Source organism: Qipengyuania sp. JB2-7, assembly GCF_055693485.1.
Genome location: NZ_CM146335.1, coordinates 1,784,416 through 1,798,626 on the forward strand (window position 1 = coordinate 1,784,416; position 14,211 = coordinate 1,798,626).

Sequence of the window (14,211 nt, forward strand, 5' to 3'; positions counted from 1 at the left end):
TGCGGTGCGCGTTATGACTACGTATCAATCCGATCTGCTGCGCCTTTTGAGCGAACGCGGCTACATTCATCAGGTGACTAATCCTGAGGGACTCGATTCCCTCGCCGCGAAGCAGATTGTGCCGGGCTACATAGGCTTTGATGCGACCGCGCCTAGCCTGCATGTCGGCAGTCTGGTTCAGATCATGATGCTGCGCCGTTTGCAGCAGGCCGGGCATAAGCCGATCGTGGTCATGGGCGGCGGAACAACCAAAGTTGGCGATCCTAGCGGCAAGGATGAAAGCCGCAGGATGCTGACCGGTAATGACATCAGCGCGAACATCGCCTCTATCCGCACGGTGTTTGAGCGTTTACTCACTTTCGGTGATGGGCCAACTGATGCGATTTTGGTCGACAATGACGAATGGCTGAGTCAACTCGGCTATATCGAGCTGCTGCGCGATGTCGGTCCGCATTTTACTATCAATCGGATGATGACGTTCGACTCGGTGAAGCTGCGCCTTGATCGTGAACAGCCCCTCACCTTCCTCGAATTCAATTACATGATCCTGCAGGCTTACGACTTTCTCGAGCTGGCCCGCAGATATGATTGCGCGCTGCAAATGGGTGGCAGCGATCAGTGGGGAAATATTGTCAACGGCATGGAACTGGGCCGACGTATGGAGGCGCGCGACCTCTATGGTTTGACCACGCCGCTGCTGACCACCGCCGACGGCGCGAAGATGGGCAAAACGGCAGCGGGCGCTGTTTGGCTCAACCCAGAGCAGCTGCCCGATTATGATTTCTGGCAGTACTGGCGCAACACCGATGACCGTGATGTTGGACGCTTCCTGAAACTCTTTACGGATTTACCCCTAGAAGAGATCACGCGACTTGAGGCACTGGAAGGCGCGGAGATCAATGCCGCAAAGACTGTGCTCGCCAACGAGGTGACCGCCCTGGTACGCGAGCCGCGACGCGGCCGCTAAAGCGGAAGCAACCGCAGCAGAAACGTTCGCAGGCTCTGGCCTGGGCGACGACTTGCCAACACTCTCGCTTGGTGCGGAGGGAATGCGCGTGGGCGCGGCTTTGACTGCGCTTGGGTTCACCGCGTCAAATGGCGAGGCAAAGCGCAAACTGGCCGAAGGGGCAGTGAAGCTCGACGATCAGGCTCTAACCGATCCAGGGCAGATCTTGACATTACGAGATGGCGAAGAGGCCCGCCTAAGTCTTGGCAAGAAAAAGCACGCTATTCTGCGGCCCTAAAGCCTTAACAAGACATCAATCCTGTCTCGGATCGGGACATTTTATTTTACCAATTGTCAGCCTTTCACTGTCATTAATCACACTCTCAAGAACACGAGGGGTAGCGTAAAATGACAGCTGGAGCACAGCTTAGTGTAACGGATCAGCGGCGTATGGCACGCCACCCAGTCGATCACCCGGTGATCGTCGAACACTTCCGTGATGGTGACGTGCGGATGCACATCGCCAATATGTCAGCCAACGGATTTATGATTGATGATGCCGGGAAATTGGCACGTGGCGACCGCGTGATCCTGCGCCTGCCCGACGTCGTACCGCATAGAGGCCTATTGCATCTGGACACGTGACAACCGTGCCGGGTTCCAGTTCGAACGTCTCATCCGCATGGACGAATTCAACGCGCTGATCGACACATTGCAACCGAACCCGCGCCTGCGCCGCTCACGCTAATCGACCTTTAATCCACGCAAAGCCCTTACCCTTCACAAGTCGGGCGGACACTGTCATGGCGGCCAGGTGACCGCCGAGATAGAACAGCCCGCCCACCCATTTCAGGTCCATAACTTCCGCGCCTATTGGTTTGCGCGTCTATCAATGACGCTCGGTCAATATGCGATGATGCTGGTCATTGGCTGGCAGACTTACGATCTCGCCCGCAGCGGCGGCATGAGTATTGAAGGTGCATCAGGTCAGCTTGCCTTAATCGGGCTGTTGCAATTTATCCCGCTGTTTCTGCTGACGCCATTTTCTGGGCTCGCCGCAGATCGGTTTGATCGGCGCAAGGTCGCGCAATGCACGGTAGTTTTGCAATTCCTATGTGCTGGAGCGCTGGGCTATCTCACATGGATCGGCGCTATATCGATCCCGTGGCTGTTCGGGATCGCCATCATTCTCGGCATAGTCCGCGCATTTAACGGCCCCGCACTGTCGGCCCTTTCGCCGAACCTTGTGCCTAAGGCGATCCTGCCCACCGCAATCGCGCTTAGCTCTATATCATGGCAAGTCGGGATGATCGTTGGCCCAGCCATTGGCGGTTATCTCCACGCCATTGAGCCTGCGCTACCCTATAGCGTCGCCTGTGGTTTGTTCGCACTGGCGATCATTGCGTTGGGAACGATAGCCAAAGTCCCACAACCCAACATCGCCGGAGCAGCGAGACCAATCCAGCAAATGGTCGAGGGCCTGCGATATGTCGGTCGCAATAAAATGGTGCTGGGCTCCATCACGCTGGATCTGCTCGCGGTTTTCCTCGCTGGCGCGACAGCGCTCTTCCCAGTTTATGCGCGTGATATCCTGCAAGTTGGCGAAGAAGGGCTCGCGCAACTAGCGATGGCTCCCGCGATAGGCGCGGTGCTGACGGGTCTGTTTTTCTCCTACAGGCCGTTGTCGAACAATGTCGGCCCGCTCATGCTGATCGCAGTGGCCGTGTTTGGAGTTGCGACCATCGCCTTCGGACTATCGACCTATCTGCCACTTAGCCTCGCAGCGCTCTTTGTGGTGGGCTCTGCAGATATGTTCAGCGTCTACATCCGCCAGTCTCTTATCCAGCTGCATACACCTGACGACAAACGCGGTCGCGTATCCTCTGTCAGTCACCTCACCATTAGCGCGTCCAACGAAGGCGGAGACTTTTTCTCAGGCAGCCTTGCTTATCTGATCGGCCCGGTCCCAGCCGTTGTTGCCGGAGGGATCGGCGCAATTGTAACCGTTGCCGCATGGTCACGAATATTTCCTGTACTTAGAACCACGAAGACCTTTGACCCACCCGCTGAATTATCCGACAAGACAGCGCATAAAAACTCGCAGGAGCAGACAGTATGAAAGCTGACAATATTCTGGCCACTATCGGTGGCACGCCGCACATCCGCCTTTCGCGTCTATTCCCCGATCACGAAGTGTGGGTGAAGAATGAGCGCGCCAATCCCGGCGGGTCGATCAAGGATCGCATTGGTCTCGCCATGATTGAAGACGCAGAGGCGTCAGGCGCGCTACAACCGGGCGGGACCATCATCGAGCCAACCAGCGGCAATACAGGCATTGGCCTGGCCATGGTTGCCGCCGTCAAAGGCTACAAACTTGTCCTCGTTATGCCTGAAAGCATGAGTCTGGAGCGGCGCCGATTGATGCTGGCATATGGCGCGACGTTCGACCTGACTCCGAAAGAAAAGGGCATGAAGGGCGCAATTGAACGCGCGACCGAGCTGGTTGAACAGACCGATGGCGCATGGATGCCAAGCCAGTTCGACAACGAATCCAACTGGAAAGTTCACACCCGCACCACTGCACAGGAAATCCTCACCGACTTCGCGGACACCCCAATAGATGTCATGATTACAGGCGTTGGCACGGGCGGGCACCTGACCGGGTGTGCCGAGGTGCTCAAGGAAAATTGGCCAAGCATGAAGGCCTATGCGGTTGAGCCCGAGCTTTCACCGGTAATTGGTGGCGGCCAGCCTGGCCCTCACCCGATTCAAGGCATTGGCGCTGGGTTCATTCCCGGCAACCTTCATACACAGGCGATTGATGGCGCAATTGCAGTCGATGCCGAGGCTGCCAAGGATATGGCACGGCGTTGTGCGAGTGAAGAGGGTCTGCTGGTAGGTATTTCAAGCGGTGCAACACTGGCTGCGATATCGGCGAAGCTTCCCGATCTCGACGCTGGAGCACGCATCCTCGGGTTCAATTACGATACTGGCGAACGCTATCTCTCTGTGCCGGATTTCCTCCCGGCAGAGTAGTTTCGCGACGATCAATCGTATCGTTAATCTGATGTTGACCATCCGGGCGCAGAACACCTGCATCAGGAGACAGTCAGATGAAATTCGTTCTGCTCGAGATCGCGCGGTGGCAACTATATGGTCGTCGCACAAAATGTTGCATGGCTTAGAACCGCAGAGAATGGCCAAACCAATGTCGGAATGGTCGGCGGCAGCCCGCTGCTGGTGACCGGAAGCATTGAAGAAGTCGCAGCCAAAATTGGCGCTGAGCCGCAAGTGAGCAACAGCGTATAGCCGTTCAATACAAAAGGCCCGAGCATCGCTGCCCGGGCCTTTTTTATTTCAGCGTACCGTAAGGCTTAAGCAGCGGTCGCAAACGCCTCTTTGCCAAGGGCCATTAGGCTGTCGCTACCGGCTTCCAGTTTGCGACGCAGCGCGCCAGCGTCTGGCAGGAAACGGTCCATATAATATGCCGCAGTCGCCAGTTTATTTTCATAGAAACTCGCATCGTCTGGTGATCCTGCTAGCTTCTCCTGAGCGACTTTCGCCATGCGTAGCCACATGAAACCGAGCGTCACAATGCCCATAATGTGCATGTAGTGATGCGCGCCTGCCCCGAGGTGGTTCGGGTTCTGCATTGCATTTTGCATAAACCACATGGTCGCTGCCTGCTGCTGCTCAAGAGCCTTCTCAAGCTTTTCAGCCATCGCTTTTAGGCCTTCATCTTCCTTGGCCGCCGCGATTTCATCGCCAACCATTTTGAAGAATGCCTGGATCGCGGCACCGCCGTTTGATGCGAGCTTACGACCGCAAAGGTCCATCGCCTGAACACCGTTCGTGCCCTCATAAATCATGGCAATGCGGCTATCGCGCACAAACTGCTCCATGCCCCATTCCTTGACGTAGCCGTGCCCGCCAAAAACCTGCTGCATGTTGTTGGCGATGTCATAGCCTTTATCAGTGCCATATCCTTTGATGACCGGCGTAAGCAGACCAATCATCTGATCAGCTTCTTTGCGTTTCTCTTCGGTCTGCGCTTTGTGGCTGAGATCAACCTGCAATGCGCCCCAGAGGCACAGTGCCCGCATACCTTCGTTAAACGCCTTGCCATCCATCAACATGCGACGAACATCTGGGTGTACGAAAATCGGGTCTGCCTGCTTTTCAGGTTCCGCCGGGCCAGTCAGCGCGCGACCCTGACGACGATCGAGCGCATAGGCGACCGCGTTTTGATATGCGACCTCAGCCTGGGCAAGACCCTGGATACCGACGCCCAAACGCGCTGCATTCATCATCACGAACATAGCCGCGAGACCACGGTTCTCTTCGCCAATGAGCCAGCCGGTTGCGCCGTCATAATTCAGCACACAGGTCGCATTGCCGTGAATACCCATCTTCTTCTCGATCGAACCACAGGTCACGCCGTTACGCTCACCCAGTTCGCCATCATCGCCAACCATGAATTTAGGGACCACAAACAGAGAGATTCCCTTGGAGCTGTCCGGAGCGCCCGGCGTTTTGGCCAGCACAAGGTGAATGATGTTTTTGCTCAGATCGTGCTCACCAGCTGAGATGAATATCTTTGTGCCAGTGATCGCATAGCTACCATCGGCTTGCGGCTCTGCCTTCGTGCGAATCAGGCCCAGATCGGTGCCACAATGTGGCTCGGTCAGGTTCATGGTCCCAGACCATTCGCCGGAGATCATTTTGGGCGCGTATTTCGCCTTCTGCTCTTCGCTACCTGCTGCCAACAGTGCGGCAACAGCACCACTTGTAAGGCCCGGATACATCGCAAACGCCTGGTTTGCGGTGCCCATATACTCTTCAAACGCAAAGCCCAGAACGTGTGGTAATGCCTGTCCGCCAAACTCCTCTGGCTGTGTCAGCGTGCCCCAACCCGCTTCGCAATATTGGTCGTAGGCTTCCTTGAAACCCTCGGGCGCAGTAACGGAGCCATCTTCATGCCGGGTGCACCCCTGCTCATCACCAATCTGGTTGAGTGGTGCCAAAACTTCGGAACAGAATTTTCCCGCCTCATTTACAACCGCCTCGATCATGTCAGGCGTTGCATTTTCAAAACCGGGCAGATTGCCGTAGCTCGCCAGATTCAGCATCTCGTTAATTACAAAGCGCGTGTCACGCGTCGGCGCGTTATAAATGGGCATGATGTGTCCTCGTTCGAGTAAGTAAGTTGGTTGGGTATATTAGTTTTTAGGGTTGAGCGTTTCGATATGCTCGATGAAGTCCGTTAGTTCCATGATCGAGCTATCGATATCAGCGCGCTGACGTTTTAACTTCGCAACATGCGCCCTACATTTCTCGACGGTCACACGGCGTTGCTCAACGCGTCCATCGTCAAGATCATAAAGGTCGATCATCTCGCGAATTTCACCGAGCGAAAAGCCGACATTCTTGGCCCGCATGATCCAGGCAAGACGCGCGCGATCACGCTTGGAATAGATCCGCGTCATTCCCACACGTGTTGGGGCGATCAGGCCTTCGTCTTCATAAAAGCGCAAGGCGCGAGCCGTGCAGTCGAACTCTGAAGTCAGGTCAGATATCGAATACCGCTCGCGGGCAAGCTTGTCGGGTCTCTCCAGCAATGCACCGGAGTTGCCGGTATTGTGATCCTGATTCGCTCGACTTTGTGTTGATCCCGTCATGCGAGAGCATTTAGCCAATCCTTACGTAAACGTCAAGTCTTGACGGGGACGAGAGCATCACCCTCAAGCTTGCGATAGAAGCAAGACCGGACGCCGCGGTGACAAGTGGGTCCAGCAGGATGCGCATAAATAACGAAGGCATCCTGATCACAATCGACGAGAATCGATTCTACCTTCAGCACGTTGCCGGACGTCTCGCCCTTTTTCCAAAGGCTCTGCCGCGAGCGCGAATAGAAATGGGCAATGCCCGTTTCCTGAGTCTTTGCCAGCGCCTCTGCGTTCATGAACGCGACCATCAAGACCGTGTGATCCGAAGGATCGATGACCACTGCGGCGACTAACCCATTGGCATCAAACTTGGGATTCAGACTTGTCCCCTCTTCGCGTTCAGATTGTGAAACCGCCATCTGCCCAATTCCTGTTCGAAATGACTGCTGAAGCTATGTTGCATGATAACCACAAACGCTCCGCAAAATCGCTCTTTAGCGAATATGAAGGTTTGATGAAGCCGCTTCTTTTGGAATCATCGCTCCTGCAGGCCGCTTTGGCTTGTCCACTGGATCACCAGTGCACCGAAAACGGGGCCAGGTTCAGAGGGGGATTCGGATCCGCAGCCATCCTTTCGGATCGGCGCATCCGGTAAAACGATGAGGGATAGGACCCTCGGCAACTACTGGGGGGTTGTTGTCGTGGCTTGAAAAAGCGGGTCCGTTAGAATTCGTCACGTGGCGCCCGGGGTCTTTATGGCCTCGGGCGTTTCGTTTTATCCACGCTCTGTTTGGCTGCCATTAGCGCCGATCTCGCCATCAGCAAGGACCCTGGCGAAGCACGCGATGATCACCCGGTTTGCACCGGCTTTTTTCAGAATGCCAACGCATGTGTCGCTGGTCGCGCCGCTCGTAAGCACATCATCCACCACAATGACGTTGCGACCCACTACATCATCTAACCGCCTGGGGTTGATTGCGATCGCGCCCGCCAACACCCTGCGCCGCTCTTTGCTACCCAAACCGCCCAAAGGCGGAGTTGACTTATGCCGTATCAGGCCATCGACCATGAGGTCGCCGCAGCCCTCTCTGGCCAGTTCTTTCGCCAACAAAGCCGCTTGATTGTAGCCCCGACGCCACATCCGCCAGCGATGTAGCGGAACCGGAATGAGTAATGAAGGCTGGTCGCCCGCAACTTCAGGCAAACGCGTAGCGATCACCCGCGCCAGCATCTGCGACAGAGCGATCCGCCCACCATGCTTGAAGGCAAGAACCAGTTTGCGCGAAACATCATTGTAAATTGTACCTGCGGCGATTCCGTCATGACGCGGCGGATTTGCCATGCAGGGTGCGCATACCACGTCGTCTCCGCTCGGACCTGCACCTCCAAACGGTCGTTGGCATTGCGAACATGCCGGATCAGATGGAATGACCAACTCTGACCAACACTGGACACACAAGCCGTTTTGCTCAGCCACACTGGTCCCGCAAGCCGGGCAGCGCGGCGGGTAGACAAGGTCTACAACCGGCGCGAGCGTGTCCCTGATGAGCTTTGTCGTTCTCATGATGCGAATTTGAACGGCTTGCAGAATGCTGGCAAGCACGGCAGTGCCAAATTTATGGAAGCAAAACCTCCTCCAACCATATTTTGCCGGGTTCGCCGCGCGGCCAAATGGGCGCGTATGCTCACTCGATCACGGCGGCCCGATGCGGCTGATTACCTGCTGAAAGACGCGGTTGATGATGTCGTAGAGCGGATGGATTTCATGCGCCTGCAACCCAAGCGAGTTCTGGTCGTAGGGGATTGGACGGGGCTGCTGCCCTCCGTATTCAAAGATCGTGGCGTTAGTACGGACTGCCACCCAATCGGCGCTTTTGACGAGGAACAGCCAATCAGCGGCGGACCATACGATCTAATTGTTCACCTCCTTGGTCTTGCGACCGTAAACGATTTGCCCGGGGCGCTGATCCATAGCCGCAACGCGCTAAGCGATGGTGGGCTTATGATCGCCTCATTCCCCGGTGCGGGTAGTCTACCAAAACTGCGCGAAATCATGCTCGCCGCTGATGGTGAGCGCCCTTCCCCGCGGATTCACCCGATGATCAGCACTGAGTCAGCCACGACGTTGGTTAAGCGCGCGGGCTTTAGCCGTCAGGTTGTCGACAGCCATACAATATCAGTTCGGTTCTCTTCACTCGATCGCTTGATTAGTGATTTGCGCGATCAGGGAATGAACAACGCCCTGATGAACTCTGCACCGCATATCTGCCGCGAGGGGTTGGCTCGCGCAAAGGAAGCGTTTGGCGCGATGGCGGAGCCGGATGGCAAGACCAGCGAAACCTTCGAGATGATCACCATAACCGGCTGGAAGTGAAGTTTTAGCTACTCGCTCGCGCGCAATGAGGCCTGCGCCGCTGCGAGCCGCGCTATTGGCACGCGATAGGGTGACGCGCTGACATAATCGAGGCCCGTTTCTTCACAAAAAGCGATACTGGCCGGGTCACCGCCATGCTCGCCGCAAATACCCAGTTTGATCGCATTGCGAGTTTTGCGACCGCGTTCAGCGGCCAGTTCCACCAACTGCCCGACACCATCAATATCGAGGCTTACAAACGGATCACGTGGGAAAATGCCTTTATCAACATAAGGCGCGAGGAACTTAGCGGAGTCGTCACGACTTACGCCCAGTGTCGTTTGCGTCAGATCGTTAGTGCCAAAGCTGAAAAACTCAGCTTCTTCGGCAATATCACCTGCCATCAGCGCCGCGCGCGGTAGCTCGATCATGGTTCCGACGAGATACTCAACCCGCGTTCCCTGTTCTGCAAAAACCGCCTCTGCGGTCTTATCGATCAGCGCCTTGAGCAATTCCAGCTCGCGCTTTGCAGCGACCAGGGGCACCATAACTTCTGGGACTGGTGCTTCACCAGCCTCCTTCGCGACCGCACACGCTGCTTCAAATATCGCGCGCGCCTGCATCTCGTAGATTTCCGGGAAGGTGATCCCTAGTCGGCACCCTCTGTGGCCCAGCATCGGGTTGAACTCATGCAATTCTTCCGCGCGGCGACGCAGATGATCGACTCCCAACCCAGTCGCGTCTGAAAGGTCAGCAAATTCAGCGTCGCCCGTCGGCAGAAACTCATGCAGCGGTGGGTCAAGCAAACGAATTGTGCAGGGCAGCCCGGTCATTACCCGGAAGATCGTTTCGAAATCTGCGCGCTGTTCGGGCAGCAAAGTTGCCAGCGCACCGCGCCGCCCTTTCTCGTCTTCTGCCAGAATCATCTGACGCACCGCGCTGATCCGGGCAGCGTCGAAGAACATATGCTCGGTACGGCACAGGCCGATGCCTTCGGCCCCAAATTGCCGAGCCATTTTGCAGTCATGTTCGGTTTCCGCGTTGGTACGCACTCGCATGCGGCGGTAAGTGTCGGCCCACTCCATAAGAACACCGAAATCACCGGCGAGCTCTGGCTCTATCGTAGCGACTTCTCCCGCCATAACTTCGCCCGTAGCACCATCGATAGTGATAATATCACCTTCAGATAAATCGCGAGAACCGATGCGTAAGCTCTTGCCTTCGCGGGCTATTGAAACGGCCCCCGCACCCGAAACACAAGGGCGCCCCATGCCGCGCGCGACCACGGCTGCGTGACTGGTCATCCCACCCCGCGCCGTCAGAATACCTGCGGCGGCGTGCATACCGTGAATGTCTTCAGGACTGGTCTCAACCCTGACCAGAATGACCTTCTCACCACGCTCGGCCAGTGTCTCAGCGGTGTCGGCATCCAAAACGATTTTGCCCGACGCCGCGCCGGGTGATGCGGGCAGACCGTTGGTCAAAACGTCGCGATGGGCATCGGGGTCGAGTGTCGGGTGAAGCAGTTGATCCAGCGCCATCGGGTCGACCCGCAAAATTGCCTCTTTCTGGTCGATCAACCCCTCATCAACCATGTCGACCGCGAGCTTTAGAGCAGCCTTGGCAGTGCGTTTGCCGCTGCGCGTCTGAAGCATCCATAGCTTGCCGCGTTCAACAGTAAATTCAATGTCTTGCATGTCGCGATAGTGCCGCTCAAGCAGATCAAAAACGCGGGCCAGCTCGCCATAAGCATCGGGCATCGCCTCTTCCATGCTGGGCTTTTCCGCACCGGCAGTTTCCCGGGCAATCTTGGTCAGATATTGCGGCGTACGAATGCCAGCGACAACATCCTCGCCCTGCGCATTGACCAGCCACTCACCGTAATAGGCTTTCTCGCCAGTCGAGGGGTCACGGGTGAACGCAACACCGGTCGCCGATGTGTCGCCCATGTTTCCGAACACCATCGCCTGAACATTGACGGCGGTGCCCAAATCATGCGCAATATCATTCAGGCGACGATACACCTTCGCCCGCTCGCTATCCCAGCTGTCGAACACGGCGCGGATCGCACCCCATAATTGTTCATGCGGATCCTGCGGAAAGGCGTGACCGAGTTCGCGTTCGGCAATCTGCTTGAACTCACTGACCAGCGCCTGCCAATCTTCAGCAGACATCTCAGTATCGCTATAGAAGCCATTGTCTTCCTTGGCGATTTCCAGTGCTTCTTCGAACAGGCCATGATCCAGACCAAGAACCACATCGGCATACATCTGGATAAACCGGCGGTAACTGTCCCAAGCGAAACGCTCGTCTCCGCTCGTAGTCGCAAGGCCCTTAACGGTCTCATCATTGAGGCCAAGGTTAAGGACCGTGTCCATCATGCCGGGCATCGAGATCTTTGCGCCAGATCGTACCGACACCAGCAGCGGATCGAGCCGCATCGCCGAATTTCTTGCCCACCGCACCTTCGATGTGAAGTAACGCCGCGTTGACGGGATCGACCAGCTGATTGATGATGTTGTCGCCATCATTGATGTAATTGAGGCATTCTTCGGTGCTGATTGTGAAGCCGGGAGGGACCGGCAGGCCAATCTGGGCCATCTCAGCCAAATTGGCGCCCTTGCCACCCGTGACTGACTTGTCTTTCTGGCGCGGGTCGGAGTGATCAGCACCACCGCCAAATGGAAAAACCGTTTTCATTGCTCAAACACCTTGTTCGCAGCGTAAATGCCGCATCTTGGAGACAGAACCCTGGGGAGGAGCATCAGCCTTCAATCTTGGAAAAATCAGCAACCTTGTGAACCGCATCGCGGAACCGGGCGAGCAAGTCGAGCCGCGCGGCGCGTTTGTCCTTGTCCGGATCATTCACAGTCACTTCGTTAAAGAATGTATCGATCGGCGCGCGCAGGGTCGCGAGAGCGGACATTGCATCCTCGAACTGCTCAGCTTCAATGGCGGAGGCGGCTTTGGGCTCGGCTGCATTGAGGGCATCAATCAATGCGGCCTCTGCTGGGTCTGGGGCGTAGGGTAGGTCGCCAGCCGTTCGTGCTGAGCTTGTCGAAGTACGAACCACGTCCAAATCCGACCCTTCGACAGGCTCAGGGCGAACGGATTTGGGGTCCCACTCCTCCTTCTTCAGAATATTCGCCGCGCGTTTGTATCCTGCGAGGAGATTGGTGCCGTCTTCGGTTTCGACGAAACCTTGCAGCGCCTTAACGCGAGCAAGGAGGCGGACGAGGTCGTCCTCTCCACCAAGCGCAAACACCGCATCGATCAGATCGTGACGAACACCGGCCTCGCGTTGCTGGACTTTGAGACGGTCGGCAAAGAATTCGAGCAACTTCTGGCGCTGAATCTGCGGTGCCGAAATCACAAATCGAGGGTCAGGCATTTTGTGGTAATCATTGAAGTCACTGACCTTTTCGTCTTCGGGAAAAATCATCGGCAGGTCAGAGATGGCAAACACGAACGAAGCTGGAACCTCATTCTCAAACCACTCAAAAGGTGGATGGATCGAGTGCTCGACTTCGCTCATATCCAATGCAAAGCGCATTGTTTCAGTTCGTCGTACGTAGAATTGATACTGAGCAAATGCGATCATGGAATCCAGGTTTGCCCGAATATCATTCTCTTGAATGAGTTGCACTACTGCCAGCGCTGCGCGCCTCAGTGCAAAGGGGTCCTTAGAGCCAGTAGGCAATAGATCGAAAAGATAGAACGCTGCTAGCGTATCCAGCTTATCCGCCAAGCTCACCGCCACCGTTACCGGCGCGGTGGGCACCTCATCGCCCTGTCCAACTGGCTTATAGTGATCGCGGATAGCGTCGGAGACTTCCTGCGGCAGCCCCTCTTTCTCGGCGTAATATCCGCCCATCAGCCCTTGCAATTCAGGGAACTCGCCCACCATTTCAGTGACAAGATCGGCTTTGCACAAACGCGCGGCTTGTTCGGCGAGGTTAGCGAGTTCAGCCCTAGCCTCGTCACTCCCGCGCAGGCGGGGGTCCAGATGACTTGAGTCGCCCGCGCCACCAGCCTTAGCTGGATTCCCGCCTTCGCGGGAATGACGGGGTGCAGTGACAATCCCCTCTTCACACAACCACCGCGCCAGTTTCGCGACGCGCTCAACCTTGTCGGCCACCGTGCCCAGCTTCTCGTGAAACGTGATCCGCTCCAGCCCCTTGGCATGTTCGGCGAGCGTCTTCTTCTGGTCCAGCTCCCAAAAGAAACGCGCATCGGCCAGCCGCGCGGCGAGCACTTTGCGGTTGCCATCGACCACCACCGCGGGGTCATCCGCCGCAATATTGGCTGTGCAGATAAAGGCGTTGGCGAGTTTGCCGTCTGCCCCTTCGCACACAAAGTATTTCTGGTTTACCCGCGCGGTCAGCTGGATTGTCTCTGGCGGCACGTCGAGGAAATCATCCTCAAAACGGCCCAATAGCGGGATCGGCCATTCGGTGAGGCCAGCATTTTCGACTACCAGCCCTTCGTCCTCTATAACCATCAGGCCAGCAGCTTTCGCCGCCTTGCGCGCGCCTTCGCGGATAACTCCGGCCCGTTCCTCATGATCCACGATCACATGCGCATCGCGCAAAACATCCATGTACTCGTCTGCGCTATTGAGCGTCAGCGGACCATGCGAATGGAACCTGTGCCCCATCGTCTCGCGGCCACTGGCAAGACCATCCATCACACATGGTACGACCTCCCCATCGAGCAGGGCGACAATGCCGGACAAGGGCCGTACCCAGCGCAGACTCTCAGTGGAGATCGACGCCGCGCCCCACCGTTGAGACTTGGGCCAGCTGAAATCGCGGATGATCGTCGGAATGGCGCTTGCGAGCAGATCAGCTGTCGCCTGACCCGGCTTCTCAATCACCGCGAAGTAGGTGTTGCGGCCCTTTACGTCGCGGACTTCCAGCTGATCGCGCGTCACGCCATTCTTACGGCAGAACCCGTCCACCGCCTGATCTGGAGCGCCTTCGGGCGGCCCTTTGGCCTCCTCACGCACAGCCTCGGTCGCTTGCGGCAAGTCGCGTGCGATCAATGCCAGACGGCGCGGCGTTGACCACACAGTGATGTCACCCACAGCTACGCCAGCGGCATCCATTTCGCGGCGGAACAGCTTTTCCAGCTCAGCGCGGCCACCGGCCTGCATACGCGCAGGGATTTCTTCGCTGCGCAATTCGAGGAGAAAATCGCTCATTGTCTTGCCCCCCGTCATTGCGAACGAAGTGAAGCAATCCAGT

At 56.7% G+C, this 14,211-nt stretch carries 9 protein-coding genes and 4 pseudogenes; 6 read left to right on the plus strand and 7 right to left on the minus strand.

From position 1 onward, the window contains the following. The first annotated feature begins 13 nt into the window (after positions 1-13). From tyrS to ACZ1GM_RS08935, 5 genes and pseudogenes are all read left to right on the plus strand, one after another. Positions 14-1,244: pseudogene (gene tyrS / locus ACZ1GM_RS08915) on the plus strand (tyrosine--tRNA ligase). A gap of 110 nt (positions 1,245-1,354) precedes the next feature. Continuing rightward, positions 1,355-1,694: pseudogene (locus ACZ1GM_RS08920) on the plus strand (PilZ domain-containing protein). 66 nt (positions 1,695-1,760) lie between these two features. Then, positions 1,761-3,065, plus strand: coding sequence for an MFS transporter (locus tag ACZ1GM_RS08925; protein WP_472676146.1), 1,305 nt, complete (start codon positions 1,761-1,763; stop codon positions 3,063-3,065). Next, positions 3,062-3,982 carry a cysteine synthase A gene (cysK, locus tag ACZ1GM_RS08930; protein ID WP_472676147.1) on the plus strand — a complete coding sequence of 307 codons (921 nt, stop codon included), beginning with the start codon at positions 3,062-3,064 and terminating at the stop codon, positions 3,980-3,982. The genes ACZ1GM_RS08925 and cysK overlap by 4 nt, the downstream gene beginning before the upstream one ends. A gap of 117 nt (positions 3,983-4,099) precedes the next feature. After that, the gene (locus ACZ1GM_RS08935; protein WP_472676148.1) at positions 4,100-4,255 is read left to right on the plus strand and encodes a hypothetical protein; all 156 of its coding nucleotides are present in this window, start codon (positions 4,100-4,102) and stop codon (positions 4,253-4,255) included. Positions 4,256-4,320: 65 nt separating this feature from the next. Here ACZ1GM_RS08935 and ACZ1GM_RS08940 read toward each other — a convergent pair whose 3' ends face one another. The 5 genes and pseudogenes from ACZ1GM_RS08940 to ACZ1GM_RS08960 form a co-directional block, all read right to left on the minus strand. Beyond that, the gene (locus tag ACZ1GM_RS08940; protein ID WP_472676149.1) at positions 4,321-6,126 is read right to left on the minus strand and encodes an acyl-CoA dehydrogenase C-terminal domain-containing protein; all 1,806 of its coding nucleotides are present in this window, start codon (positions 6,124-6,126) and stop codon (positions 4,321-4,323) included. Positions 6,127-6,165: 39 nt separating this feature from the next. Then, positions 6,166-6,624: a MerR family transcriptional regulator gene (locus ACZ1GM_RS08945; RefSeq protein ID WP_472676150.1), complete on the minus strand. Its 459-nt coding sequence runs from the start codon at positions 6,622-6,624 to the stop codon at positions 6,166-6,168. A 32-nt stretch (positions 6,625-6,656) separates the two neighbouring features. Further along, on the minus strand, positions 6,657-7,031 hold the full coding sequence (hisI, locus tag ACZ1GM_RS08950; RefSeq protein WP_472676152.1) for a phosphoribosyl-AMP cyclohydrolase: 375 nt from the start codon (positions 7,029-7,031) through the stop codon (positions 6,657-6,659). A 356-nt stretch (positions 7,032-7,387) separates the two neighbouring features. Next, positions 7,388-7,954, minus strand: coding sequence for a ComF family protein (locus ACZ1GM_RS08955; protein WP_472678532.1), 567 nt, complete (start codon positions 7,952-7,954; stop codon positions 7,388-7,390). Positions 7,955-7,963: 9 nt separating this feature from the next. After that, positions 7,964-8,176 (minus strand): annotated as a pseudogene (locus tag ACZ1GM_RS08960) (double zinc ribbon domain-containing protein); the annotation flags it as partial. Positions 8,177-8,185: 9 nt separating this feature from the next. Between ACZ1GM_RS08960 and ACZ1GM_RS08965 the strand changes: the two are divergent. Continuing rightward, positions 8,186-8,986, plus strand: coding sequence for a class I SAM-dependent methyltransferase (locus tag ACZ1GM_RS08965; RefSeq protein ID WP_472676153.1), 801 nt, complete (start codon positions 8,186-8,188; stop codon positions 8,984-8,986). Between the two features lie 8 nt (positions 8,987-8,994). On the opposite strand, the pseudogene ppdK reads toward ACZ1GM_RS08965, so the two are convergent. Beyond that, positions 8,995-11,665: pseudogene (ppdK, locus tag ACZ1GM_RS08970) on the minus strand (pyruvate, phosphate dikinase). A 64-nt stretch (positions 11,666-11,729) separates the two neighbouring features. After that, on the minus strand, positions 11,730-14,168 hold the full coding sequence (gene glyS / locus ACZ1GM_RS08975; RefSeq protein WP_472676154.1) for a glycine--tRNA ligase subunit beta: 2,439 nt from the start codon (positions 14,166-14,168) through the stop codon (positions 11,730-11,732). Positions 14,169-14,211 lie beyond the last annotated feature (43 nt).